The organism is Caldalkalibacillus salinus (genome assembly GCF_016745835.1).
Classification (GTDB): domain Bacteria; phylum Bacillota; class Bacilli; order Caldalkalibacillales; family JCM-10596; genus Caldalkalibacillus_A; species Caldalkalibacillus_A salinus.
On sequence record NZ_JAERVL010000016.1, the window covers coordinates 1 to 26,787 of the forward strand.

General features: G+C 44.7%; 25 protein-coding genes and 1 pseudogene. 6 read left to right on the forward strand and 20 right to left on the reverse strand.

Going from position 1 to position 26,787, the window contains the following annotated elements; genetic code table 11:
• Window positions 1-140: 140 nt before the first annotated feature.
• The gene (locus JKM87_RS10930) at window positions 141-473 is read right to left on the reverse strand and encodes a DUF2553 family protein (protein ID WP_202080403.1); all 333 of its coding nucleotides are present in this window, start codon (window positions 471-473) and stop codon (window positions 141-143) included.
• 296 nt (window positions 474-769) lie between these two features.
• Between JKM87_RS10930 and hemQ the strand changes: the two genes are divergently transcribed.
• Window positions 770-1,516 (forward strand): hydrogen peroxide-dependent heme synthase, encoded by a 747-nt coding sequence (gene hemQ / locus JKM87_RS10935; RefSeq protein ID WP_202080404.1) that lies wholly within the window; start codon window positions 770-772, stop codon window positions 1,514-1,516.
• 126 nt (window positions 1,517-1,642) lie between these two features.
• On the opposite strand, the gene JKM87_RS10940 is transcribed toward hemQ, so the two are convergent.
• The 3 genes from JKM87_RS10940 to JKM87_RS10950 all read right to left on the reverse strand — a co-directional run bounded on the left by JKM87_RS10940 (window position 1,643) and on the right by JKM87_RS10950 (window position 5,381).
• Window positions 1,643-2,497 (reverse strand): SDR family oxidoreductase, encoded by an 855-nt coding sequence (locus tag JKM87_RS10940; RefSeq protein ID WP_202080405.1) that lies wholly within the window; start codon window positions 2,495-2,497, stop codon window positions 1,643-1,645.
• A gap of 254 nt (window positions 2,498-2,751) precedes the next feature.
• Window positions 2,752-3,618 carry a 2-oxoacid:ferredoxin oxidoreductase subunit beta gene (locus tag JKM87_RS10945; protein ID WP_202080406.1) on the reverse strand — a complete coding sequence of 289 codons (867 nt, stop codon included), beginning with the start codon at window positions 3,616-3,618 and terminating at the stop codon, window positions 2,752-2,754.
• Entirely contained in the window at window positions 3,582-5,381 is a 1,800-nt protein-coding gene (locus JKM87_RS10950) for a 2-oxoacid:acceptor oxidoreductase subunit alpha (RefSeq protein ID WP_202080407.1), read from the reverse strand. The genes JKM87_RS10945 and JKM87_RS10950 overlap by 37 nt, the downstream gene beginning before the upstream one ends.
• 299 nt (window positions 5,382-5,680) lie before the next feature.
• On the opposite strand from JKM87_RS10950, the gene JKM87_RS10955 reads away from it, so the two are divergent.
• Window positions 5,681-6,574 carry a glutamate biosynthesis transcriptional regulator GltC gene (locus tag JKM87_RS10955; RefSeq protein ID WP_202080408.1) on the forward strand — a complete coding sequence of 298 codons (894 nt, stop codon included), beginning with the start codon at window positions 5,681-5,683 and terminating at the stop codon, window positions 6,572-6,574.
• 54 nt (window positions 6,575-6,628) lie between these two features.
• On the opposite strand, the gene JKM87_RS10960 is transcribed toward JKM87_RS10955, so the two are convergent.
• A complete protein-coding gene (locus JKM87_RS10960; RefSeq protein WP_202080409.1) occupies window positions 6,629-6,865 on the reverse strand; it encodes a hypothetical protein in 237 nt (78 codons plus the stop codon).
• 238 nt (window positions 6,866-7,103) lie between these two features.
• Here JKM87_RS10960 and JKM87_RS10965 point away from each other — a divergent pair, with 238 nt between their 5' ends.
• Window positions 7,104-7,466: a DUF2512 family protein gene (locus JKM87_RS10965; protein WP_202080410.1), complete on the forward strand. Its 363-nt coding sequence runs from the start codon at window positions 7,104-7,106 to the stop codon at window positions 7,464-7,466.
• A 50-nt stretch (window positions 7,467-7,516) separates the two neighbouring features.
• On the opposite strand, the gene ehuA is transcribed toward JKM87_RS10965, so the two are convergent.
• The 10 genes from ehuA to JKM87_RS11015 all read right to left on the reverse strand — a co-directional run bounded on the left by ehuA (window position 7,517) and on the right by JKM87_RS11015 (window position 18,040).
• Complete coding sequence (gene ehuA / locus JKM87_RS10970) at window positions 7,517-8,347, reverse strand: ectoine/hydroxyectoine ABC transporter ATP-binding protein EhuA (RefSeq protein WP_272899203.1); 831 nt, start codon at window positions 8,345-8,347, stop codon at window positions 7,517-7,519.
• Between the two features lie 8 nt (window positions 8,348-8,355).
• Entirely contained in the window at window positions 8,356-9,072 is a 717-nt protein-coding gene (gene ehuD / locus JKM87_RS10975; RefSeq protein ID WP_202080411.1) for an ectoine/hydroxyectoine ABC transporter permease subunit EhuD, read from the reverse strand.
• Complete coding sequence (gene ehuC / locus JKM87_RS10980) at window positions 9,072-9,731, reverse strand: ectoine/hydroxyectoine ABC transporter permease subunit EhuC (protein ID WP_202080412.1); 660 nt, start codon at window positions 9,729-9,731, stop codon at window positions 9,072-9,074. The genes ehuD and ehuC overlap by 1 nt, the downstream gene beginning before the upstream one ends.
• 86 nt (window positions 9,732-9,817) lie before the next feature.
• Window positions 9,818-10,741: an ectoine/hydroxyectoine ABC transporter substrate-binding protein EhuB gene (gene ehuB / locus JKM87_RS10985; RefSeq protein ID WP_202080413.1), complete on the reverse strand. Its 924-nt coding sequence runs from the start codon at window positions 10,739-10,741 to the stop codon at window positions 9,818-9,820.
• A 57-nt stretch (window positions 10,742-10,798) separates the two neighbouring features.
• Window positions 10,799-12,238, reverse strand: a complete 1,440-nt coding sequence (locus tag JKM87_RS10990; RefSeq protein WP_202080414.1) for an aldehyde dehydrogenase family protein — start codon at window positions 12,236-12,238, stop codon at window positions 10,799-10,801.
• Between the two features lie 37 nt (window positions 12,239-12,275).
• A complete protein-coding gene (locus JKM87_RS10995; RefSeq protein WP_202080415.1) occupies window positions 12,276-13,316 on the reverse strand; it encodes a homoserine dehydrogenase in 1,041 nt (346 codons plus the stop codon).
• Window positions 13,306-14,538: a M20 metallopeptidase family protein gene (locus JKM87_RS11000; RefSeq protein WP_202080427.1), complete on the reverse strand. Its 1,233-nt coding sequence runs from the start codon at window positions 14,536-14,538 to the stop codon at window positions 13,306-13,308. Before JKM87_RS11000 ends, JKM87_RS10995 begins: the two co-directional genes overlap by 11 nt.
• A gap of 28 nt (window positions 14,539-14,566) precedes the next feature.
• Entirely contained in the window at window positions 14,567-15,829 is a 1,263-nt protein-coding gene (locus tag JKM87_RS11005) for a cystathionine gamma-synthase family protein (RefSeq protein ID WP_202080416.1), read from the reverse strand.
• A gap of 14 nt (window positions 15,830-15,843) precedes the next feature.
• A complete protein-coding gene (locus JKM87_RS11010; RefSeq protein ID WP_202080417.1) occupies window positions 15,844-16,833 on the reverse strand; it encodes a cyclodeaminase in 990 nt (329 codons plus the stop codon).
• Window positions 16,834-16,867: 34 nt separating this feature from the next.
• Window positions 16,868-18,040 (reverse strand): M24 family metallopeptidase, encoded by a 1,173-nt coding sequence (locus JKM87_RS11015; RefSeq protein WP_336885167.1) that lies wholly within the window; start codon window positions 18,038-18,040, stop codon window positions 16,868-16,870.
• 202 nt (window positions 18,041-18,242) lie between these two features.
• On the opposite strand from JKM87_RS11015, the gene JKM87_RS11020 reads away from it, so the two are divergent.
• The gene (locus tag JKM87_RS11020) at window positions 18,243-19,271 is read left to right on the forward strand and encodes a pyridoxal-phosphate dependent enzyme (protein ID WP_202080419.1); all 1,029 of its coding nucleotides are present in this window, start codon (window positions 18,243-18,245) and stop codon (window positions 19,269-19,271) included.
• Between the two features lie 14 nt (window positions 19,272-19,285).
• Window positions 19,286-20,986 (forward strand): PucR family transcriptional regulator, encoded by a 1,701-nt coding sequence (locus tag JKM87_RS11025; protein ID WP_202080420.1) that lies wholly within the window; start codon window positions 19,286-19,288, stop codon window positions 20,984-20,986.
• A gap of 17 nt (window positions 20,987-21,003) precedes the next feature.
• Here the strand turns inward: JKM87_RS11025 and fumC are convergent, their stop codons facing one another.
• The 5 genes and pseudogenes from fumC to JKM87_RS11050 all read right to left on the reverse strand — a co-directional run bounded on the left by fumC (window position 21,004) and on the right by JKM87_RS11050 (window position 24,844).
• The gene (fumC, locus tag JKM87_RS11030) at window positions 21,004-22,407 is read right to left on the reverse strand and encodes a class II fumarate hydratase (protein WP_202080428.1); all 1,404 of its coding nucleotides are present in this window, start codon (window positions 22,405-22,407) and stop codon (window positions 21,004-21,006) included.
• Window positions 22,408-22,452: 45 nt separating this feature from the next.
• Window positions 22,453-22,977 (reverse strand): annotated as a pseudogene (locus JKM87_RS11035) (DsbA family oxidoreductase); the annotation flags it as partial.
• A 182-nt stretch (window positions 22,978-23,159) separates the two neighbouring features.
• Window positions 23,160-23,642 (reverse strand): DUF456 domain-containing protein, encoded by a 483-nt coding sequence (locus JKM87_RS11040; protein ID WP_202080422.1) that lies wholly within the window; start codon window positions 23,640-23,642, stop codon window positions 23,160-23,162.
• 94 nt (window positions 23,643-23,736) lie between these two features.
• The gene (locus JKM87_RS11045; RefSeq protein ID WP_202080423.1) at window positions 23,737-24,351 is read right to left on the reverse strand and encodes a zf-HC2 domain-containing protein; all 615 of its coding nucleotides are present in this window, start codon (window positions 24,349-24,351) and stop codon (window positions 23,737-23,739) included.
• Complete coding sequence (locus tag JKM87_RS11050) at window positions 24,344-24,844, reverse strand: RNA polymerase sigma factor (protein ID WP_202080424.1); 501 nt, start codon at window positions 24,842-24,844, stop codon at window positions 24,344-24,346. Before JKM87_RS11050 ends, JKM87_RS11045 begins: the two co-directional genes overlap by 8 nt.
• 167 nt (window positions 24,845-25,011) lie before the next feature.
• Between JKM87_RS11050 and JKM87_RS11055 the strand changes: the two genes are divergently transcribed.
• Complete coding sequence (locus tag JKM87_RS11055) at window positions 25,012-26,490, forward strand: hypothetical protein (protein WP_202080425.1); 1,479 nt, start codon at window positions 25,012-25,014, stop codon at window positions 26,488-26,490.
• The last annotated feature ends 297 nt before the right edge of the window (window positions 26,491-26,787 follow it).

Consider the following 26,787-nt stretch of genomic DNA (forward strand, 5'->3'; position numbering starts at 1 on the left):
TTTCCCCTATAATCAAGAAAGGAAAGAACGGGATGTGTTCTTTCCTTTCTTTGTCTTATTATTACGATTGAAAAAGATAAGGTGTAAGGGACATGAATGTCTTTCGATTTGGGATAGCATATCTTGAACACCACAACCGCCTAACACCAACCCATATTGCAACCTTCAACATAATGGTCTTCTTCTTGGCCTTCCACTTGAATTTGATATATCTTCCCATCTTCTATTCCGTAGCCTTCATGTAATTCGATTGACCCATCCTCCGAAGTTAACCCCATTTGTCCAATCTCCATGTCATCCACTTCAAAAACGATCTTACCTTCATGGATGTGCCCTGCTACTTTACTCGATATATCCACCTTCATTCTTCTAGCCTCTTCTGCTGAAGGCTCATACAGGGATTGTTGTACTGCCGGATCGTTAGGTGGGTCAAGTGGCTGGTTGTCGTTGTTTTTAATTTGTTCCTGATTCATCGTTAAGATACCTCCTCCGTACCATCTCCTGATCTAACTTACGTATAGTTTGCACTGATATTTCAATTTTATAAGACGTATTCATTGCTTCTGCATTCTTTTACACATGAGTCATGTAGCGAGCGACTGGAGGAGTGGTCACACTCTTTTTATCCTTGAGTACAAGATGTGCATTGTTCAAGGCATGTTCATTTGGTTTTTTATCCAGATATGATATACTTTTATCGATAATCACAGATCCCGTGAGGTTTGTATTGTTGTACTATGATATCCTTACGTTGAAGGAGTGAAGTGTTGTGAGTGAAGCATTATCAACTTTAGAAGGCTGGTTTGCCCTACATGATTTTCGTTCCATCGACTGGGCAGCATGGAAAGCGGCTAGTGAAAATGAACGTCAACAAGCCATTGATGAGCTACTAAGCCTCCAACAAGAGTGGCTAAATACGGAGGATAAGAAAGAAGGTAGCACAGCTGTTTATACGGTTGTGGGTCATAAAGGCGATCTCGTATTCATGCACCTCCGTCCAACTTTACAGGAGCTGAATGACATTGAGACCGTATTCAATAAATCAAAGTTAGCTGAATTTACCATTCCAACATACTCATACGTGTCTGTTGTAGAATTAAGTAACTACGTGGCTTCAGACGATGTGGACCCTGAAACGGATCCATATATACAAGGTCGTCTAAAGCCTATTCTGCCTAAGACTGAACATATCTGTTTCTATCCGATGAATAAGCGCAGAGAAGGTAGCGACAACTGGTACATGCTAGACATGGACGAGCGTCGTCAAATGATGCGCAGCCACGGTATGATTGGTCGTAAATACGCGGGTAAGGTCACCCAGGTCATCTCTGGTTCTGTCGGGCTTGATGACTGGGAATGGGGCGTGACGTTGTTTGCTGATGACCCTGTCGTTTACAAAAAATTAATCTATGAAATGCGCTTTGACGAAGTCAGCGCGAGATATGGTGAGTTTGGCTCGTTTTTCGTTGGAAACCGTGCTGATGCAGAGACCCTGAAGCAGTACCTACAAGTATAAGATTTTAAATGATAGGACTGAATATGACATCCTTCATACTGTAAAGGCTGGCGCCTTAGGTGCCAGCTTTTTTATTGCTACCTTTAACGTTTGTCAATTTAATTTTTAGTGGTTATAAACGGCTTGTTATTTTGCTTTTGAACGGTACACGACGTTCACAATAATCCTCTCTAGCCAGCGCCATGGTAAGAAGTGCTTTAGTAGTACATTGCGTTTGACACCCTTTCCGATCATATACCTTAACTTGGGATTAGGGTGACTAATCACTTTAACAATCAGAGCAACCACTTCATCTACCGGTGTGGATGAAATGGCGTTTTTTTGCATTTGTTTCATCATGTTAGCCATTCCTACAGCGTAGGGACTGGTTTCTTCCTTCTCTTGATCCTGAATTGATGCCATACCCTTATCCCATATGTCCGTTTGGTACGCGCCTGGTTCAATGAGTACAACATCGATGCTAAACGGTTTCAACTCTAAACGTAAAGACTCACTGAAAGCCTCCACCGCAAATTTAGAGGAGGCATAAGGTGCCAATGCGGGAAACGCTATACGCCCGCTAATACTACTCATATTGATGATCTTCCCCTTACCCTGTTTCCGCATGAGCGGAATCACTTGACGTGTGAGCGCCACTAAACCAAAAAAATTCGTCTCAAACTGCGCTCGCCATTTTTCCATTGAAACCTCTTCGATAAAGCCGCCTATAGCCGTCCCTGCATTGTTGATAAGAACATCGATGCCCCCAACCGTTGAGTGTATATCCTGCACAACCTGGTGTACCTCGGTTTCATTGGTCACGTCAAGCTCTTTGAGGATCAGTCTGTGTAAAACGCCCTCCTCTTCAGCTTGTGTAACAAGCTTGTCCTTACGTTGTAGAGACCGCATCGTGGCAATCACCGTATAACCTTGTTTGGCAAGTGCAATCGCCGTGACGAGACCGAATCCACTAGACGTTCCTGTTATGAGTATGTTTGTCAATTTACACGTCTCCTTATGATGAGAACAAACGACCTTTTAATCACTATCATAGCAAAGCAGCCCCTTAAATGAAATGATATCTGAAAAAGCTTGGCGAACTAGGTCCACCAAGCTTTATCAAACACTCCTATCCTATAGATGACGTTTGGTTATATCTATATCTTGAATACCCTTTGAGTTGGCGATGTAAGCCTAGGGGTACGGATGTGTTAAATTAATAAGCGTTTCATATTAGATCTTAACAAAATGAGAACTTAACAGAACTCATCCACAAGCCCTTTGATTTTTTCTGAAGAGAGGTTAAGGTCTTGATGAACAATAGGATTGTCATCAAAATCAGGTATTTGGTCTGTGAAGGATGGCTCGTGATCCTGATATATCACACCTGTAACAAGCCCATTGTGTTCGATCAATTTCTGCATGGCCATGCCTAGGTTTGAAGGATCATAGGCCTCTTCATCCTCTAATTTAATAATGTTCTCCTTGAAGAAGTCATATGTGTTCACTTTGTTATATGTGACACATGGACTAAATATATTGATAAGGGAGAATCCTTTATGCTGTATGCCTTTTTCAATCAGAGAAACAATGCCCTTTAGGTCTCCAGAAAAACCCTGGGCTAAAAATCCAACACCTGAAGATAAAGCAAGCTGCATGGGTTGGGTTTGTTTCTCCATCGCACCGCTTGGCGTACTTTTCGTCATGAATCCTTTTCGGCTTCTTGGTGACGTTTGTCCTTTTGTGAGGCCGTACACTTGGTTATCCATGACGATGTAGGTCATATCTATATTACGACGCATGGCGTGGATGGTGTGTCCCATCCCAATCGCATAGCCGTCACCGTCCCCTCCTGAAGCAATGACGGTAAGCTCAGGGTTCGCTAGCTTAACGCCCTGTGCGACTGGCAGGGCTCGACCGTGTACACCATGGAATCCATAGGCATTCACGTACCCTGATATTCTACCGGAACAACCGATTCCGGACACGACGGCTAGATGTTCAGGATTCAAATCTTGTTTGGCTGCTGCACGCTGAATGGCTGCCTGTATGGAGAAGTGTCCACACCCCGGGCACCAATTGGGCTTTACATCGTTACGGAAGTCTTTGAACGTTGTTGCCATTCTTTCATCTCCCTTAATTTAGTCTCTATTTCTAGTGGGTAAAACGGTTCACCATCATACTTGAGAAGGTTTTTGGATTCTGGTAGATCATTGATTAATTGGTGTGTCAGAGCTGATAACTGTCCTGTTCCGTTGTTCTCTATAAAGAGGATATGCTGCGTACCCTCAATATAAGGCTTAAGCTCTTCTGTAGGGAACGGCAGAACCACCTTCACATGCGCGTGAGTTATGTTATAGCCTTGTTCCTGAACCCGCTCAATCGCCTCGCGAATAACGCCTTTGGACGATCCCCAAGCGATCACGAGGAGATCACTCTCTTGATTGCCTTGTACTTCAACGCCGTTTGATACTTTAACATGTTCCATTTTTCTGAGACGTTTCCCCATCATCTTTTTCCTGTTCACTTTGTCTTCCGATGGACGCCCCACTTCACTATGTTCAACCCCCGTCACGTGATGAAGTCCTTGTGGTGTCCCTGGAAGTACACGTGGTGACACACCGTCTTCTGCATCTTCGAAGCGCTTAAATTGTTCATAACGTGTTTCAGGGGCTTGGGATTCTAACGCTTCGACATCGATATCCGCTTTGTGTGGCAATGGCTTTAACTTACCTCGCTCAATCTGAGGGGGTTCAGGCTCGATATAGTTCACTGATTGGGTCGCCTGTGATAAGGCCAAATCCGTTAATAGTACAACGGGACATTGATACGTCTCTGCCAGATTAAAGGCGCGGATCGTGTCGTAGTAACACTCCTCTGCTGTACTTGGGGCTAAGACTATTTTAGGAATTTCTCCATGGTTTCCATATAAAGCAGAGAACAAGTCACTTTGTTCATGCTTGGTTGGAAGACCCGTACTTGGCCCCCCACGTTGGGTGTTCACGATGACTAAAGGGGTTTCTGTCATACCTGCCAATCCCACGGCTTCCATCATGAGGGCAAAACCTGGACCGGATGTGGCCGTCATTGTGCGTGCTCCTGCATAAGCGGAACCAATGGTCATGTTAATGGCACCGATCTCATCTTCTGTTTGTAGGACAATCCCACCGAGTTGTGGCAGTTTCTTCGCTAAGTATTCCATGATATCTGTTGCGGGTGTAATAGGGTAGGCATACATCGCACGGCAACCAGCTGTGACAGCACCTAGTCCTATGGCATCATTACCTGTCATCAGCATGCGCTTGCTTTGAGGCACGTCGGGTAAAGAAAGATCTTGTTTGAGTGTGACGTTTTCCATTACGTAGTCATAGCCCTTTTGAATGGCTTCGGTGTTCATCTGGACGACTTTTTCACCTTTTCGTTCAAAACGCTGCGCCATGATAGAGAGAAACACATCCGGTTTGACGTTCACTAATGCAGCTGAAGCACCCACGGCAACCATGTTCTTAACCAGTTTTGTACCGAGCTCTTCAGCTGTTTTCATTATAGGCACTTGAATCAACTGTACGCTATGATTCTCAGGAAGTTCTATATCAAGGGAGGTATCACATAGAATGACACCGCCATCTCGGAGTTTATCTATGTTGACATCGACTGTTTCCTTGTCGAAAGCGACTAGAATGTCAATTTCGTCTGCATTAGCTAGACTTTCGTAAGGACTAATACGCACACGATAATTGGCGTGCCCTCCTATGATCCTAGATGAGTTAGTGAAATAACCATAAATGCAGTAGCCTAGACGACTCAGTCCTAAAGCGAATGTTTCACCGCTAGAGCTGAAGCCATCCCCTTGTTGTCCCCCTACCATCCATGTAATCGGTTTCATTAGGGTTCTCTCCTTTTGATTGATCTTGTGTCATTTTTGTTATATTTATTGTATGAGATAACAACTCATCTTTCCAATATATTATTTAGATAAAAACAATCTAATTGTGATATGATTACATTATCGTTATGCTGGACCACTCGTTATTCTTGACGACTCTTTTCAATAATTTTGACTTTTTATGTTAACGCTTATCTTTTTTATAGCTCAACGCTTTCTTACCCTTGCTTATTGCTTAGTTTTCTCTGTTTAAGAAAGAAGGATATTTGAACAGGTACGACCGATCGGAGGCGAAAAGTATGGAGTTTAGACAGTTAAAATATTTTATGGAAGTCGCTCGTAAAGAACATGTCACTCAAGCGGCCGAAGAACTACATATTGCTCAATCGGCGATCAGTAGGCAAATTGCTAATTTGGAAAATGAATTGAATGTTCAGTTGTTTATCAGAGAGGGACGTAATGTGAAGCTAACACCTATGGGTAAAGTATTTCTTAAGAGAGTGGATCGTGCGATGAGTGAAATCGATCTTGCGCTACAGGATATACGGGAATTTCTAGATCCTGAGCGTGGGGAAATCAGGGTCGGATTTCCTCATAGCCTAGCTGCGTACACCTTACCTCGGGTTGTATCCGAGTTTCGTAAGGAGCACCCCAATGTGCGCTTTTTGCTACGACAAGGGATGGTCGATCAACTTTTGGAGGACCTTGTAGACGGGGACATTGATTTGGCGCTTGTATCTCCCGTACCGGAGGATAACCCTGAGGTACAAGGGCATATTCTTTTTACTGAGGAGATGATTGCCATCCTACCACCGCAACACCCATTGGCCGGAAGTAAAAGTTTGCGCTTGGAGCAGCTTCGTTCTGAACCTTTCGTGGTTTTCCGCTCTGGATTCAAACTGAGAACAATCGTCATGGATGCTTGTCAGAGAGCCGGATTCACACCCAAAATCGCGTTTGAAGGGGAAGAGACGGACACGATAAGAGGGCTCGTAGCGGCTGGTTTAGGTGTGGGCTTATTACCCGCCATCTCCCTAAGAGAAAGTGGCCCCATTAATCCTGTTCACGTTTCCATTAGTGAACCTAAGGTCACACGGACAGTAGGGTATGCCACGTCAAAATCGAGAAAGCTCAGTCCCACTGACGAAGTGTTCCAAGAGTTCTTATGGGGGTTTTACAATAAGGGGTCGTAGTGAGAGGTGAAGAAGACTGCGCTAAATGAAAATAGGAACAAGCGCCTAGCGTTGCTAGTGGCGAGGCTTAACGTGCGTGTGTGTCGTTGTTCCTTCTGATTCAGAACTGTTCTGACTTTTCGTTTGTTCGTTCAGCATCTTTTCTTCAAGCACTTTGGCTTCTTGTGCTTCTTTCTGTGATGCCTTAATGATAAAGATCATCGTAAACATCGCGACCACGAGTGTCACTAATAAGAACGCTACAGCCGGGAGATACTCCAATTTATTATCAGGAAAATATAAAAACTCCATTCCCATAATGTACACGACCTTTCATCTTGCTTAATGATGTCATTTATTTACTACTAGTACTAGTGTATCAGGTCTGATATGAATTGTCTCGTCCTATTTGTGAAAAGATGAGCATATGAGTCCTAAATCCATGCTTCCTCCAGCGTTTGAACTCATTCAACATACATTTTTTAGTACTCATAAATATCACGCTTAAGTTCATTCTAAAACCAAAGACATACTTGGAGGGAGACTTAAAATGGATCATCATTTGCCTGCATTACTGATTAAAACTGGATTAATTACAGCAACCTTAGTGGTTTTATTTACATTGTTTAATGAATTTCCCTTTGTTAATACCGTCGTATTATCTTTACTGACTGTCGGTGTTTCATATGTTGTCGGAGACTTGTTTATATTGCCGATGACCAACAATATGATTGCCACGTTGGCTGATATTGGACTGTGTACGTTTAAACTATGGTTTATCGGTTCTTTCGTTTTGGGTGCTTTCGTTCCGTTCACATTGGCTTTATTAGCGGCGATTATCATCGGTGTGGGTGAATACTTCTTCCATCAGTACATGAAATCACAAGTACTTCAAGAGAATACCGCTTCATAGGACAGAAAAAGGGACCCCTTATGAAGGAAGTCCCTTTTCTTCTAGGTATTTTATGATTGCGTATCAGCCAAAAATCGCCCCACGAATGCGCTCGTTCTTTCGTGCTGAGGATTCTGCAGTACTTGCTCTGGTTTACCCTGTTCGACGATGAGCCCCTGATCAATAAAAATGACACGGTCAGCAACATCTCTTGCGAAGTCCATTTCGTGTGTGACGAGTATCATCGCCATTTCGCCTTCCTTGGCGATATCTTTAATCACGTTAAGCACTTCTCCTACCAGCTCAGGGTCTAGGGCAGATGTCACCTCATCAAATAACATCACTTTTGGTCTCATCACGAGCGCACGTGCGATGGCCACACGCTGCTGTTGTCCTCCAGAAAGCTGTGAAGGGTAGGCGTCCAGCTTATCTTCTAACCCCACCTTTGCCAGCATTTCTTTTGCTCTTTCAATGGCCTCTTCCTTAGGAATTTTGAGGACATGTACGGGGGCCTCAATACAATTCCTGAGTACCGTCATGTGCGGAAATAAGTTAAATTGCTGAAAGACCATCCCAATATTTCCTCTGACTTGACGTAAGTGCTTCTCGTCTGCCGGCACGAGCTGACCATTTTCTTCTTTGTGCCACAATGGCACACCATCAACATAAATCACCCCGGCCGTCGGTTTCTCTAAAGTCATTAACATTCTAATCAAAGTGGTTTTACCTGAACCACTGGGACCAATAATGGCTACTTTTTCGCCTGGTGCAATGTCAATACTGATATCTTTTAATACTTCAACGTCGTCGAAGGATTTTTTAACATTTTCATAACGGACCAAGGGTTCTGCTGTCTCTTTCACACTTTGCGTATCCGTCGTCTCTTGGTCTTTTATCGGCAGTGATTCACTCACATTGTCACTTCCTCTCTGGTTAATTTCTTCTTCTTACTAAATCGTTGACCCATTCTAGCCTCTAGTCGTCGTACCAAATAAGCAGAAGGATAACTTAAGGCAAGGAAGAGTAATCCGACGATGGTAATAGGTTCTATATACCTCCACTGTGCTGATCCTAACGTTTGGGCCACATACATCATTTCCGCGACCGAAATCGACATCAGCATCGGGGTCTCTTTAAACATGACAATGAGATAGTTCCCGAACATGGGGATCACAGGAGGAATCGCTTGCGGGAGGATGACCTTTGTCCACGTATGATAACGGGAGAAATTAAGTGATGTGCTCGCTTCCCATTGTCCCTTAGCGATTGAATCAATACCTGAACGGTAGATCTCGGATAAGTACGTACTATAATGAAGGCCTAACCCAATTACCCCAGCTACCATTGGCTCTAGAGTAAGACCAATAACAGGAATCTGTGGTAAAGCAAAGAATATAAAAAATAGTTGGACAAGTAAAGGTGTACTTCTAATAAACTCGATAAAGCCAATCACCGGATAGCGGATAACGGCCTGTTTACTTCTCCGTCCTAGGGCCAATATGAGGCCAACGATTGCAGCGAGAATAAACCCTAATATTGTTGCCGAGAAAGTAATCCAAATCGCATCGAAAATAAGCGGAAACACTTCAAACGCATACTCCCAGTTCCATAATTTATCTCTATCCATTATGCACTCTCCCTCCCTACTGAAGCTTTCTTCTCAAGCCAACGAGCCATCAAAATGAGCGGAAGGGCGATCAAAAAATACATAAATAAAAGTAAGGTATATAATTCTAGTTGTGCTCCAGTGCTAGGTATAAGGACCTCTTTCACAATATATGTGACGTCTTGAATCCCAATGAGCACAACCAATGCAGTACCCTTTAACATTTCGATACTGATATTACCAAACCCAGGGAGCATGAGCTTAAAGGCTTGTGGAAGAATGACGTTTTTCATTCTCTGAAATCGACTCATATTGAGTGCAATAGCAGCCTCTGTCTGGCTTTTGGGTATAGACACAATCGCACCCCTTACGATTTCCGATGCGTAAGCACCATAGTTCATGGCGAGTGCAATCACACCAACCAATAAAGGAGGTAGACTCACGCCAAAAAATGGTAGCACGTAAAAGAACCAAAATAGTTGTACAAGAAGGGATGTCCCTCTAAAGAATTCAACATATGTTAAGGTGATAACCCTCACAAGTTTAAATCGAGATAATCGGCCAAATCCAGCAATAAAAGCGATAATAAAACCTAATATCGATGCGTATATAAGTAGCTGTACTGTTACGCCTGCTCCTTTTAATAAAAGCAGCAGGGCATCAGATGAAAGCAGTGTCATCACATCCTTGGATCTTTTTATTTGTCATTCTTGTTAGACAAGGATTCCCTAGAGACAAATCCCTAGGGAGCCTTTCAACCTTATTCTTATTCAGCGGGCGCACAAAGGCTTTCGGTTGTCACATCCCCTGGAAGTTCCTCTTCTGTGAATCCAAATTCTTCGTAAATTTCAAGTAATTCTCCGCTGTCTTTCAGTTCTTGCAGACCTTCATTATAAGCCTCTACGAAATCCGTATCTTCATGTCTGAATACAGCAGAACCGTAGCCTCTGATACTCTCACCGTCAATAACAGGCTGTGTGAAGTCCATCACTCTTTCAATACCTTCATCGCCATGTGTATCTAATACCTGTTGTAGAGATGGCCCTGTCATCGTGATGGCGTCCACTCTACCAGCTTTTAGGGCTTCAATCGCAGAAGCGTTATCCGATACGCTTTGAATCTGACCATCAGCAATGCCCATATCTTTGAGATACGTCTCTTCAATGGCGCCCGTCATAATACCAATAGTAGCGTCAGGGTTATCAATGATATCTTCATAGCTGTTTAAGTTGAGAGGATTACCCTCCTGAACAGCTAACCCTTCCCCGATACTATACTCAGGCTCTGCAAAAGTCGCTTGTTCACAACGATCAGGCGTGATATACATGCCTGCCGTCACCACATCAAAGCGTTCTGCTTGTAATCCTGGGATTAAAGAACCAAATTGTGCTAATGTTCCATCAACCTCTTCTATGCCTAGTTTAGCAAAGACAGCCTTTGCTATCTCAACGTTTAATCCAGTCAATTCGCCTGATGAAGTGGCATAAGCGTAAGGACGTTCGTTGGCAAAACCAACGTCAACAAAACCTCTCTCCTGTGCTCTCTCTAATGTCGTTACATCTTCGCTTCCTTCTCCATTTCCTTCATCAGCATCTCCACCTGCGGGTTCACCACCACAAGCTGCAAGGGTTAAAATCATCATGATGCTCATCAAAAGTAGTTTCCAGCTGTTTCGATTAAAGTACGACATGTTTCTCCTCCTCGATTTTTTATATTTCTATGTCTTGGGGGTGTATGTCTTGCTGATTTAACCTTGCAGGTTAAAACAAACGACCTTGGGCTCTGTCATTTCTTGAATACTACTTTTCACTCCTTCACGACCTAGTCCAGAGCCTTTTACTCCGCCAAATGGCATCGCATCGATTCTGAAGTCACTACTGTCGTTTATCATAACCCCACCAACGTCTAGTTGATGTATGGCTTTATACGCTAGTTCTATGTTACTAGTGAAGATTCCTGCCTGAAGGCCATAATTTACATTATTTGCTTGTCGAATCGCGGCGGAAATGTCGTGAAACGGCACGAGCACAACGACTGGGCCAAAAATTTCTTCTTGAGCCAGACGACAATCGTGGGGGACATCCGTGAGGACAGTGGGTTCAAAATAAGCCCCTTTTCTTCTTCCTCCGCAAAGCAGCGTGGCTCCTTTTTCAAGCGCTTCGTTCACCCATACTTCGACACGCTGTGACTCTTGCTCTGTAATAAGAGGTCCCATATCACTCTTTTCATCCAGTTTATCTCCAATCCGATACGAGCGAGTGCGAGCAACAAATTGTAACGTAAACGCGTTTATAATCGATTCATGGACAAAAATACGTTGCACACCGATACAATTTTGCCCTGCTGCCCAGAAAGCTCCGGATACGGTGGACCCTACAGCTAAATCTATGTCTGCATCTGCCATGACCAAAGTAGGGGCATTAGAACCGAGTTCCATACTCAGTTTTTTTAACCCTGCTTTATGACTAATCTCAGTTCCTGTTTCCAACCCGCCCGTAAACGAAATCATACGGACGTCCGGGTGTGAAATGAGCTCGTCGCAGATCGTGGAGCCTGACCCTGTAATGACGGTCAGGATTTTGGGAGGTAAGCCTGCTTCTAGCATAATTTCTGCAAGAGCCAGGGCACTCAGAGGAGTAAAAGATGCTGGTTTAACGATAATGGCATTTCCTGATGCAATGGCCGGGCCTATTTTATGAGCCACCAGATTCAACGGGTCGTTAAAAGGGGTGATCGCGCCGATAATGCCGATGGGAAAACGATAGTAATGTCCCACTCTATGATCTGCACCTGGCATCTGATCAAATGGAATCGTTTCTCCTTGTAAACGTCTGGCTTCTTCTGCACTTATCCTTAAGGTGTGTACACATCTTTCAACTTCTTTTCTCGCTTCGCGAATCACTTTGCTCCCTTCACGAGCGATGAGAAGGGCGAGTTTATCTTGTCGTTTCTCAACTAAATTCGCTGCTCGGTTAAGAATTGTCATGCGTTCATGTACGGCGAGGTTTTTGGATATCTCAAATCCTTCCTTGGCTTTTTCTATGGCGTTTAACATATCCTGTTTGCTTGCGGATGGCACAGTGGCGATAATATCTTGATTATGAGGATCTTTGACTTCTATCACGCTTTTACGAGATACCCACTGACCTCCGAGCAGCATCTTCTGTCCTTCTACTTGTGTCCTCATCAGAACTTCACACCTTTCTATTCAGTATGAGTGTCAGTTAGATTTGATCACGTAGTATGTTTAACAGATCTATGAACAGTGCGTATCCCGTTTCTTTTTTCCCTGCGCCTGCGCCAACTAGGGTAACGTCACCTGACATGTCACATGTGTACGTGATGGCGTTCTTAGGTCCCATAATAGCAGCCAAGGGATCTTCTCTATCCACCTCGACCAGCTGGACGGAGGCGTTGATCTCTCCGTCCTCCACCATGAGATCGGCGAGAAGCTTGAGCCGCTTTCCTTTCTCCGCAGCATTTTTTATATCCTTTAGCGTCATACCAGATAAACCACTCACATGTACGTCATCAGCCGTGATAGCATGACCTAACACGACCTGGGCTAGAATCATCACTTTATACATCACATCGTAGCCCTCTACATCACTGGTAGGATCAGCTTCAGCGTACCCTCGTTCTTGCGCTTCGGTTAAGGCCTCATCATATGCTAGGCCTTCTTCCATCCGCGTCAGTATATAGTTTGTTGTTCCGTTCAATATCCCCCTTATGCGCTTGATACGGTTGCCAGCTAAAGACGTGATTGGCATTCTTAACGCCGGGGTGCCACTCATCACTGTCCCTTCGAATCCCCACCGAACATCATTCGCTTGTGCTAATTGCGACAATGATTGATAAGCGAGGGCGACGGGACCTTTGTTACTCATCACCACATGTTTGCCTGCCTCAAAAGCAGTCTCACAGTGGGCAATGGCCGGTTGCCCTGTCTTCACATCCGTGTACGCCACCTCTATAATGGTTTGGGCGTTTGTTTGCTGTATTGTTTGTATACTATTTAATCCACGTATAAGGCCTTCTTTCTGTGGATATGAATCAACGGTTCCCTCCCGTTGTACGAGCTTTAATAATGTCTGAATATCCAGACCATCAGGATGGTATACAGATCCCTTATGTGTATCGGAAATGGCGACAATTTTACAATTGATCCCCGTTTCCTCTGCCAACCAGCCTTGGCGTTGCTCAAGAATCTCGGCAAATCCTTGACCGACCGTACCAAATCCTATCAGCGCGAGTTTATGCTCCATCGACTGTCACTCCCTTCGATTCCCCTGAGATACTATGGCCCTTGCCCTGTAAAAACCACTTTACCGTTTCAGTTAGAATCGCCGCTCCAATTGGAAGACAGTCTTCGTCAATATCGAAATCGGGAGCATGTAAGTCACGAACATGGCCGTCCTGCAAGGCGCAACCTAAGAAAAACATAGCCCCAGGAACTACCCTTGTCATATACCCGAAGTCTTCTCCGCCTAAACCAAATGGCGCAAACTTTTTTTGAAAGTTTGGATAAATGCTTTGAATAACTTTTTGTAATAAAGTATTCATACTAGCGTGGTTGTAAAGGGCGGGCTCCCCTCTTTCAATAAGAAAAGTGTAGTCACCACCTAGTGATCGGGTGAGTGAAAAAGCTTTTTCTACTTCACTTATGAGTTGTTCTCTCACATCTTGCCCATAACTCCTGATCGTGCCCGAGATGTTGACCTCCGTCGGAATAACATTGCTCGCCGACCCCGTTTGTATCTGAGTCACGCTTACAACGGACGGTTCCATAGGCGTGACTCTCCGTCCAACAATGCTCATCAAGGACTGCAGTACCGGTCCCAGCATTCGAATCGGATCGTGACTCAAATGGGGATAGGCGGCATGCCCACCCGTCCCTATGACTGAGCCATGAAATATATCAACATTGGCCATACTATAACCGTCATTCAGCTGGACATGGCCTACCGGTTCCCACGGGCACATATGGAGAGCTATCACGGCATCTACATCTTCAAGCACCCCTTCTTGGATCATGTATGGGGCACCGGTTAATCCCTTGTCATCCGGGTTTTCTTCCGCAGGTTGAAAGATGAACTTCACTGTTCCTTCACATGAGTGCTGCTTAAAAGCTTCTGTTAGTAATTCAGCAGCACCGAGTAAAATGGTCGTGTGGGCGTCATGACCGCAAGCGTGCATCACACCACTGTTTTGTGACCGATAACTCACGTCGTTTTGCTCTTGTATTGGTAGGGCATCCATATCGGCACGTAGCGCGATGGTTGGGCCTTCGCCACGTGATAATCGTCCCACGACGCCAGTCTTAGCAACATCAGTGGTCACTTCCATTCCAAGATCACGTAGGGCTTGAGCGACTGTTTTAGCTGTATTTATTTCATTGAAACTTAATTCTGGGTGTGCATGTAGAGCTCGACGAATAGACACGAGCTTTTCTTTTAATTGCTGAGCTTTTTGGGCTGTTTCATGCATGGTCACTTTCGATCCCTCCTCCACACACTCAAGACTCTGCAACAGATGTTTCATTTGTTTTTTCTTTCAATTGTAAGGGTAGCTGGTCTAAGGCTTGCTTAAGATCAGCAATGAGGTCCTCTGCATCTTCTATACCGACCGAGTAACGGATAAGCCCTTCAGGAATACCTACGGCTTGCATTTCCTCTCTCGTACACTCAACATGACTCGTGGTGCGTGCCGGACCTGCAACTGTCTCTACTGCCCCAAGGTTAGCGGCGAGATGTGCCAATCTCAGCAACGGCAGATATTGTTTTGTGGCCTCGAGCCCTCCTTTCAAGGCAAAGCTGAGCATCCCACCATACCCGTTCATTTGCTTGGTGGCCACGTCATGATGAATATGAGTTTCGAGTCCAGGATAATAGACATCCGTCACACTTGGGTGATCTTTTAGAAATCTGGCTATTTTCATGGCACTTTCATTTTGTCTTTCAATACGTAACTGAAGTGTTTTCATTCCTCGCAGGAGTAAATAAGCGGCGTGAGGATCTAAGGTCGCTCCGTTGATTTCACGGTAATGGTAGACGCGCTCTACGAGTGCCTCACCTCCCACAATGACACCACCTAAGGCGTCGGCATGCCCACCCAAGAATTTCGTCGCACTATGAATGACAAGATCTGCTCCTAAAGTCAAAGGATTCTGATTGATGGGTGTGGCAAAGGTGTTATCGACCACGACTGTGGCACCCACCTCATGCCCCGCTTGAGCTAACCTTGCAATGTCCATAATTTTGACTGTGGGATTCGTTGGCGTTTCTAAATAGAGTACTTGGCAGCCTTTAGCCACTTCTTTTTCTATCGCTTCATAATCAGTCGTATCACACAGGGTCACATCGACATTGAATTGAGGTAGAAACTCCGTAAAGATTTTATTCGTCCCGCCATAAGTGTCTTTAATAGACACCACACGCTTACCTGGCGCCAATAACGTGAAGAGGGTATTACTTATGGCCGCCATCCCCGTTGAAAAGCTCGTCGCCGCTTCTCCTTTTTCTAAAAGTCGCACCTTCTCCTCGAATACCTTGACTGTGGGGTTGGTGTTCCGACTGTATATATGGCCAAACGCTTTCCCTTGAGCAACTTCATGCCAATAATTGAGATCATCATAACCATAAGACACACTATGAACGACCGGTGTTTGAGTGGCCCCCTGGACCAAATATTCCCCTTCTCCGGCCCATACCGAACGTGTACTCATGCGATCACTTTCATGTAATGGTGTATTCACGTTGTTATTTTCATGTATACGCATGCAAAATGCCCTCCTTATCTATCTTCTAGTGTCAATCCCACTCCTTGTGCTTTCAACTTCTGATAGGCCAACAGTGCGATGGCTGTGTCCTGTACGCCGGTCCCTGTTAAATCACAGACGGTGATCTGTTCCTCAGACGTTCTGCCCTGTATGTCCCCACTCGTGATTTGGCCTAATTCTGTAGCTGCATGAGACGCTGGGAAAATGCCTAATCGATCGGCGTGGTGCCACTCCCCTATCCTTAAAGATTGTGACTTATCATCACAGACAAAAAGATCAGCTTGCTTCAAAATGTACGGGTCAAGCTCTTGTTTATGCTCCGCATCTGACCCCATCGCGGTAATATGCACCCCCGTGTGCAGGTCTTCTGCACGTAATAGGGGTTGATCGGATGGTGTAGCCGTCATCACAACTTGACTCTGACGTAACACTTCGCTCGGTGAGGAGGCGAGAACAACGTCTAATTGGGGTTGATCTCGTGTTAACTTTGAACGTAAAGCGAGTGCTCTCTCCTCGTTTCGATTATAGAGATACACTTTTTCAATCGATCTCACGAGTTGTAGCGCTTTGAGCTGTTCATACGCTTGAGTACCGGCACCCACAATCCCCGCCACTTGTGCTTTCTTCGGGGCTAAGTATTTTGCTGCCACGGCACCTGCTGCAGCAGTCCGAACCGTTGTCAGATAGCCTTGATCGAATAGCAAGGCTTGAGGCACACCCGTCTGCGTGCTGACTAAGAGCATTAACCCATTGCCACTCGGTAGACCTAAGGCGTAATTGTTAAAAAAGCCTGAAGACACTTTGATTGCAAAAGCTGGATGGTCCTTCATGTACGCCGACTTCACATCCACCTCACCGTCATGCTCTGGTACATCCACCCGCATGATAGGCGGCATACGCACCTGCTTTCGATGTAACGCCGTAAAGGCATTTTCAATAGCCCATATCACCTCTTGGTCTAGGCTTACTACGGACCTAATGTCTTCTTCACCAAAGACAATCAACTGTCTCCCCCCTTGAACTTAAACCCCGAGATCGTTAATCCTTGACGAACAACTGTCGTGGAAAATTGGTTAACGTTTCACACCCTTTATCCGTCACACGGAACGCTTCACTCAGCTCCATGCCATAATTGTCAAGCCAAATCCCAGGAATGAGGTGAAAGGTCATATTCGGTTGCAAAACGGTTTTATCTCCTTTACGCAGACTCGCCGTCCGCTCACCCCAGTCCGGTGGGTAACTGAGGCCGACTGAATAACCAATGCGTGATTCTTTAATAAATCCACTTTTCTCAATGCTTTTGTTCCACACAGCCTCAACCTCTTCACACGTCATGCCCGGGCCAATGCGTGCCAGGGTTTCATTGAGGCCCTCGATGACCACTTCAGCTAAATCCTTTATATTTTGTGGTGGATCCCCAATCATGACGGTCCGTGCCATAGGCGCATGATATCTACGGTAACAACCAGCTAACTCAATGATGACCGGATCACCTTCTTTGTAGGGCTGCTCGGTCCAAGTCAGATGTGGCGTTGATGTCCTTTCTCCTGAAGGTATAAGTGGGACGATCGCTGGATAATCCCCTCCAAACTCGGTGGTCCCACTGATTTGAGCCTCGTAGACTTGCCCGACTACATCGCACTCCCTCACCCCTTCGGCAATAGCATCGATCCCGACTTTCATGGCGTTTTCCACTATCGCCGCTGCCCTTTTCATATACGTGATTTCTGTGTCGGATTTAACAATGCGCACTTTATTGACAAGTGATGTGGCATCGAGAAAGGTGGCCTTCGTTAGCTGTTTATTTAAGGTGTCAAAGCACTTTGCTGAGAAATAATAGTTATCTAATTCTACTGCTATGCACGCGTTCTCTACCTTCTCCTCCCGTAGAATATCTGCTACAAAATCATAAGGATGCTTCTTTAGAGACTGGACGTAGTCGTCCGGGTAAGGAACGATGTGACTGGGGTCAAGCCAGGTGGTGATCTTGGCCGCATTGGCATCCATATGCCTACCAACCCATATCGGTTGGTCCGCCTCTAGTAAAACAATCAATAGTTGATGAACATAAAAGGACCACCCGTCATACCCAGACAAATAATTCATATTCGCTGGATCTGAGACGAGCAAAACGTCCATGCCCCTTTCTGACATCACCTCTTTCACTCTATTTAACCGATATTGATACTCAGAAATTTCAAACGCGTGCACACCTAAACACCCCCTACACAAATTTTGTTCTTGATGTATGCAACTACTCATATGGTACGTAATAGGACCGGGGCGTTGTAACATGCAAAGTGTATGAAATTACAAGGAACTTTTTATACACGTTGTAATATAAAGTTTTTTCAAAATATATTGATAAATAATCATTGTCGGTCAGGAGGAGGAGACAAAGGAGGTAAGCAAAGTGAGCCAAGAAGCATCGGCGTATACCAACTTCCCCTCTGTACAGGACGTTTGGTTCGCCAAAAAAAGGATCTCCCCGCTTGTTAAACCCTCACCACTCATCTATTCACCCGTGGTGTCGGCGCAAGTGGGAGCTGAGGTTTACATTAAGTTGGAAACCGTTCATCCCACTGGTGCGTTTAAGTTAAGGGGGGCAACAAACAAGATATTGAGCTTGTCTCAAATCGAACGAGAGAAAGGGGTCACCACATACTCAACAGGGAATCACGGTTTAGCCGTCGCTTACGTGGCTCGTCAGCTTGGTATTCCAGCTGTGATCTGTGTATCTCATAACGTCCCCCAAGCTAAAATTGATGTGCTAGAACGTTCGGGGGCGACGTTAGAAGTGAGCGGTCATAGCCAGGATGAAGCAGCGGAAAACTGCCATATCCTTCAATCTGAGCACGGTCTCACACTGATCGAACCATTTGACGACCCTCATGTCATCGCAGGTCAAGGCACCATGGGTCTAGAAATCTTAAATGATCTTCCCTCAATTAATAAGGTATTGATCCCTCTCTCTGGTGGAGGATTACTCGCAGGGATTGCACTCGCATTAAAAACGAACGTCCCTCATATTCATATTACTGGCGTTTCTCCTACAGCTTCGCCTGTCATGATACGAAGCATTGAGGCAGGACGGCCTTTACAGTTAGAAGAAAAAGAAACACTAGCAGATAGTCTTCTAGGTGGCATTGGGTTAACCAATCGACTAACCTTTCCTCTCGTGCAACGTTTTATGGACGGTAGTGCTTTGGTCTCGGAGGAAGAGATTTTGCAGGGGCTCTCTTATATGTTTAAGCACCACAAAATGGTTGTTGAAGGGGCGGCTGCAGTAGGGATAGGCGCCCTCCTCTGTGGACATCTACCCGTTGAAAAAAATGATAAGGTCGTCGTGATCATTAGTGGGAATCAGGTCGATTCAGAGGTCTTTTTGCGTTTTGCTCAATCCCCAACCCTTACGAGCCACGAACGTAAAAAAAGTCCTTAAAAAGGAGGGCTATTATGTCTATCACCGTTGCGGATATCCTAGACCTAGAGCTATTATCTTCCCAGCATGTGGTGTGCTCAGGTGCTGACGCTGTCAGTCATATCCCCGTAGAGGGAGTTTCTGTGATAGAAATACCTGTAGAAGACTTCATACGCCCTCATGAGCTCGTTTTAAGCACGGCCATTGGCTGTGGACACTCTCCAGCGCTATTTTTTAAGTTCGTAAAAGATGTCATTCAATCCCAAGCGTCTGCTCTCATCATTGCCATAGGACGCCATATCACGCAGGTCCCAGAGCAAGTAAAATCTTACGCTCAATCGCAACATTTCCCCATTATTGAAATTCCGTGGCGCGTGCGTTTTTCTGACATCACGCAAGCCGTCATTAATCAGTTACACCAGTGGCACAGGGATGTATTAGATCAGTCTGAACAGGCCCAAAAACAATTCTTACAATTGTTTATCCAAGGCGCTGAACTGTCCACGTTTTGCCGCCATATTCAACAAACAATAGGCTATCCTATCCTCATTCTAGACAGAGGGGGGTATATTCAGGGGAGTAGTCCCAGGACGTCTACATTCAAACGTCGTTGGGACCCAGAATGGTGGTTAGGGGAAGTTGAACGTCTAAAGCTTGATGACACTGTCCCTTCACAGACACCCGTCACCTTATCTGCTATGCCCGTGTATGATCAACAAAGTCATATACTCGTATGGACCGTACAAGTGGCCGGGGATGTCAAAGGCTATATGTTACTGATTTTAGGGGAGAATCAAGGCGTACCCTTCCCTCAAACGGCCACAATGTTGTCTCGTATCATGGAACATGCCACTTCAGTGGCTGCCCTCTATTTTCAGCGTAGCCATGCCATACTCGAGACGGAGTTGAGAATGAGAGGGGACTTCGTATGGCGCTTAGCACAGGGGGACATTAGCGCTGGTGAACTCGGCTTATCCCGTCATCAGACATTTCAATATCGCTTAGATCTCCCTTACGCTTGTTTCGTTGTCCACCCTCATATGAATGCCCATACGAGTAAAAAAGAGTATGAAGAAACAGTCTCAAGTATTAAGACTTGGTTAAAGTGCATGGCCCAAGACATGTACCGTGAGATCATGATCGCTTATGAGGAAACGCTTTTCGTTATATATTTAGAAATTAAGAATCTAGAAGTGCATGACCAACGCCTATGTTTAGACACACTTGACCGCTATATCAGCCATGTAGAAGAGGCGCTTAGAAAAGAGAAACGAACACAAGGTTTGAAGTTGTCGTGGGGTATAGGCGTGATGAATAGAGGCATTAACGCCTTCAAGGAGAGTTATGACGAAGCGTATCTTGCTTTTCAAATTGGCCACCGTGAGCGTCAACCTGGTCATCGAAGTACGTTTCAGAACACGCGACACTATCGTTTATTCGCTACATTATCTGAGAATGCAGAGGTGCAAGCGCTACTTACTGAAACCATTGAACCTATTATGGCTTATGACCGACAGAGGGGCATGCATTTGGCACACACATTGATGACGTATATCCAACATAAGAGTAATGTCAGTCAAACGGCTAGGGCCCTCCATCTTCACCGACAATCCCTCGGCTACCGCTTAAAACGCATCGAGACATTGACCGGATTGTCTTTGGAGGACCCTGACTCGCTGATGATGTTATACCTTGGACTCAAGCTATACAAGGATTATGGCCATGTGGATGCCTAGTAAGATGGCTGGCAATCTCATTTTTCATCGTCCTCTTTTCCTTGATTGGTCATTTGAGCCGGTTGCACATATTGGTCATACGCCTCGGCCGTCATGATGCCACTGTTGATAGCGGCTTCTTTTAACGTAATCCCTTGTTCATAAGCCGATTTAGCAATGGTGGCTGCTTTTTCATAGCCAATATGGGGGTTAAGGGCTGTGACGAGCATCAATGATTGGTTCACTTTCTCCGCCATCGCTTTTTTGTCTGGCATTAAGCCTTGGATTGCCTTTGCATCAAATGAAGCCATAGCATCAGCGAGTAGCCTGACTGATTGCAAAAAGTTATGGGCCAGCACAGGCTTGAAAGTATTCAGTTGAAAATGGCCTTGGCTAGCGGCAACACCAATTGTTGTGTCATTTCCAATCACTTGGCATGCTACCATTGTGAGGGCTTCACTTTGAGTCGGGTTGACCTTACCGGGCATGATCGAGCTTCCTGGTTCATTGGCAGGTATCTGTATCTCACCTAACCCCGCTCTTGGACCGCTAGACAACCACCGTATGTCATTAGCGATCTTCATCAGGTCAGCCGCCAGTGCTTTCAGCGTGCCATGGACATAGACAAGAGCATCATAACTAGTGAGGGCATGAAACTTGTTTTCCGAAGATGTGAAACTTTGTCCGGTTAGTTTCGACACCTTTTCCGCTACTCGCTGTCCAAATTCAGGGTGGGCATTTAAACCGGTTCCCACGGCCGTTCCCCCAATGGCCAGGGCGTTCATATGTTGGACACTCTCACTGATCATCTGGTCGTTTTTCTTAAGCATATGCTGCCAGGCGCTGACCTCCTGCCCAAAGGTCATCGGTGTCGCGTCCTGTAAGTGTGTGCGACCAATTTTAATAACATCTTGATAATCACGCTGCTTTTGCTCCAGTGTGGCTTGTAGGCTTTGTAATGACGGCCGTAATCTATCTTCGACTAACATGACACCGGAGATATAGATCGCTGATGGGAACGTATCATTAGAGCTCTGTCCGCGGTTCACATCATCATTAGGATGCACACGAGGTTGACTCCCTTTTGTCTGTAATATTTGGTTCGCACGGTTAGCCAAAACTTCATTCATGTTCATGTTGCTTTGGGTGCCGCTGCCCGTTTGCCATACCACAAGCGGAAAGTGTTCATCCCACTTCCCTTGTAAGACCTCATCCGCCGCAGTGGTGATCGCATGAGCCTTTTCCGCTGGCAATTCGCCTAGCTCCTCGTTAGTGAGTGCTGCACACTTCTTTAATAGTGCTAAAGCCCTCAACACCTCTTGTGGCATCATTTCTTGCCCTATTTTAAAGTTCTCTAAACTCCTCTGGGTTTGAGGCCCCCATAATTTATCTGCCGGAACCTTGATTTCCCCTAAGGTATCTTTTTCAATCCTGTAGTCCAAAATATCGATGCCTCCCTTGCCCTTCACGTGAGTGTCCCCATTTGGTTATATGATGGATTTAAGCCCTTCCAGATCGGGTAAATCTTTAAAATGATGAACATAGATGGCGCCTTGGCGTCCTTCATAAGCCGGGATCGTCCACACCTTATTCTTAGCCGCTCGGTCTAAGTCTGATTCCACCATGCGCTGATATTTCCTATCTTGTAAAGCCTGCTCAAAGTCAGGACCAGAAAGGCCTATCCTTTCAGCAATGGACGTTAGAACGTTCACATCCTCGATGTTTTGGTCCCGTTGCCATACTGCTGCAAAGACTTCCTTCTGGTAAGCTGATAGCACCCCTTTTTCTCGCGCAAATTGACTCCCAATATGGGCAGGTATTGTACTTCCTTTATGCGTAGGAGGGTTTAGCACCAGGCCAGCCTTTTCTATGAGTTGTTGTAAGAAAGCTTTGGCCTCTTCCGCATAGCCTTCCGGTTTCTGAGGGGGTTGCGCTCCCTCTGGCATCTGCCAAGCCGTCCATTGCAGCTGAATTCCTTCCTCTTCTAAAGGTCGCAGAGACACCGTCTCTGTGTAACAAAATGGTCAATAGAAATCGTAGTAGATGGTTAACGTTCGATTCATATGATTTTTCCTCCTCTTGTTATGTTTTCCTTACGTTCTCTTGCCAGATCTATAGTGCCACGGATCTGTGTACATGAAGAAAGGGGGCTTCAACGTGCTATCTACTTTGGCCCCCTTACTCATGAGTCTATCTAAAAGATGACCTCTACAACAAAAAAGCCAATCATGCCCAGCTGAATGACCGCTTTGGCTATGGTGCTACTAAGAAAGCCAGCGATTGTCCCTAGAGCAATTTTTAAGGCTTCATCCGAACTTTTCTCTTGGGTGAGTTCTACAGCATAAACAGCGATAAAGGGCACGATAATTAAACCGAATGGCGGATAAATAAAGGCACCGATAATAATACCTAGTATACCAGCCCATTCACCCCGTCTACTTCCCCCACTTTTCTTAACGAAATGCCGGCTGGCAATAAAGTCGACAAAAAACATAAAAATGGTGAGTACAGCCATCGTGATCCAGAAGAACAGGGACAGTTCATCAGGAGATATCAAGAAACGATAGACAAGGAAGCCACCCCATAGAACCAAAACGGACGGTATAATGGGAAAGATAAGACCGATGAAGCTGAGTAAGAAAAAGCCGACAATTATAAGCCAGTATAATATTTCCAATGATCCCCCTCCTTTCAATGGTGTGGTATTTGTATACAATAGTATGTACCATCACCCTGTATATGAATCCTCTGTTCTTTAGAGTTTTGGCCCGTTACTCTCTTGTATATTCCTTTGTATGTTGCTCAGGCAAGGTCCAGATATAATAATGTTTGGTAAACAATCTCGTTTCTACCACTTTCGTTTCTCCGTCTTTCTCAAACACGAGCCCAGATCCCATCTGTTCCTTGTAACGCCAACCGTCTTGTGCCAGATAGCTTTTGATGACATCGTAATGGTTTTCACTAGGCTTGTAAATGGAGATATATCTTCTTGGCCCATCCGATATTTGAGCGTAGGCGGCATCTGTGGCATGTAGCTCGACAATTCCTTTCACAACTGGCACGGGATTTCCTTCTTGAAAAATAACCGGTCCATAAAAGCCCATAATCATACCGAGCAACAAACACGTCACCACCACGGTGGATAGAACCAGCACCACTTTACGTTTTAATCGTTTTATGATGTGATGCTCACCCTGAGGAGATACCTCCACTTGTTCTTCTTTATTCGGAGTATGTATCGCCTCTGTTCCATGTTGTAGCATCTCTCGACAAACAGGACACTCTTTAATATGTTTTTCTATTAACGTGTTACTCTCCTCGCTCGTTAAGTCATCCAAGTATGAAGGCATCAAATCTTGTATGACTTGACAGCTTATTTTATTCACATCGATTCGCCTCCTTTAATTGGGCTTGGATTTTTTGCTTAGCTCTGTAAAAAGTCACTCTAGCCCAATTCTCGCTATGGGCGAAAATGTGACTTATTTCCCTAAAACTTAACTCGTTAAAATGCCGAAGGATAAACACTTGCTTATAAGGTTCTTTGAGCTTTGAAATAACATCTAGCAAATAGGCCTGTTCTTCTTGTTGTACAACATGTTTTTCTGGTTGGTGGTTGTATGAAACAAGGTGTGTATCTTCGAGCATCGTTTTGGTCCATTTTGCCTTTTTTCTTAGTGACTTGAGATACACGTGCTTGGCCACCTGATACAACCAAGTCGATACCTTCGCATCCCCTTTGTACCTGTGAATCGATATAATGGCCTGATAAAAGGTTTCTTGCAAAAGCTCTTCAGCCTCATGTTCGTTCCCACACAAGTAAAGTAGAAAGGTATACAGTTGTTGGTGATAGGCTCTATAGAGGTGTTGAATATCTGGCAATACTTCCCCTCCTTCCTGCTCCTCCTATCTATAAGTCCCACATCGTGACGAAACGTTACAATAAAATTAAAATAACGCGTTAATAGAGTGCTTTAGAGTACTAGATTATAGTTGATGTTAGGTTTAAAATTGTTAGGAGCAAGGACAGTTTTAAAAGGTGGTGCAGTATGGCATATTCGCAAAAAAGTATTATTTTTGCTTTTATCTTTTTTATTATGATTATGGCTGTTGGTGTGTTGTTCATTTATTATCGGACAGAGCGACAACAAGAAAAAGGTTTGTTATTTAAGCTCTTCGGATACACTAACTTATCTACATTTCGTTTCTTAATCAACCAGTTTCCTCTCCCTATTGGTATCCCAATTGCTTTATGGCTTAAAAAACGAGCAAGCTTGAACAAAGTTATCAAAGGGCGTGCGATTCTTTTCGGTGCCTTTCTTTTTGTCCTAGGGTTAGTGCCCATTCATCATTACATTGAAGACGTTTTGTACCCTAGAGATCATATGTCAACTTATCTCCATGAGGACCTTGAAGGCTATGGCTTTAACCTCATGATCAGTGATTCCCAACGTACCTATACACTCTTAACGGAGAAGGATGAGGAAGGTGTGCAGCTTTATCAGGCTTTAGCCAAAGCTAAACCATCAGAGCAAAGTAGCAGCGGTCGCTTTCCTCCAGACCATTTGATAGTGGAACTTCGGCAGGATCATGAGGATGACCGTTTTCATACTTTAACTTTTGAGATTGGGGACAATAACCAGCTGTACCTTAAGACAGAGGAAAGGGTTTTTGTCTTCACTGCCCCCGAATTCAATGATACTGTAAGGGGTATTATACATCGAACAAAAGAACGTCGTACTTTGAAACTCATTGATATCTATGATCCTGATAGTGGAAAGCTAATCAAAAGATTATATGATAAACAGACACTAGAGGAGATTGATAAGCTCCTAAGCACTGGACATTCGGGGGAACAAAAACCAGAAGATCCTTATTATCAGATTAGGGGCTTCACTCGTAGTGGCGAACTACTGGCTGGGGCTTACAATCAAACGAATGGTATGCTAACGATTGGTTACCGTTACAAGCACTTCCCCCCCAATAAACAGGAATGGTTTCAGAATTTACTGGTGCCGCACGTTGAGTGGCCTGAGCTTCCATACTTTCCATCCACCTTCCCTAGTCGGATCGATATTGAGACGGTCGAAGTTGAAACAGAGACGACCGTCAATGGATATGAGTTATATGGATCGGATCGAGTTTTAGTCGAGGACAACGCAGAACTTGAATCACCTTGGGAGAAACGTTTTTATCAGTATCGACTTCTAAGGACATTTAACTATTTTCCCCATCAAGATTGTTCAGGATGCTATAGATATGACGAGTCTAACGCCAAGGGGCATGTCAGCGTTGAACCTGCCGATCATAAAATAAACATAGACCTTGCCCAGGATACTGTCAGACTATTAAAAGACATAGGAGCTGAAAAGATAGCCTTTAGGATCGACGGAAGGTTCTATAAGGATGACCCAAGCAAGATGGATGTCACCGTTCGATTTAGTAAAGAAAAACAGGCTCATGAAATCACATTCAGAAAAACCGAATGGACTGTGATTAGGGATAATTTAAAAAGATTAAGTGAATAAGTCTGATCATGATCCTCCGTGGTCAGAGCTTAATAGACTTGTTGACTACCTTTAAATGGTGCTCGCTTCATCTTATCCTATCCTATAGACATACAAAAAAACTCTCGGAATGACACAGCACCCGAGAGTTTTTGCACTGGCTTAAACACTTGATTTAAATGGACGTTTCACCCAGTTACCTGCTTTGTTAATCGTAGGTATCATAAAGTTTGGACTGATAACGTGCTGTAAAAAAATATAGATTAAAAATATATTTAATATCACTAGCATTGCATTAATTAAGTTTGAACATTCATA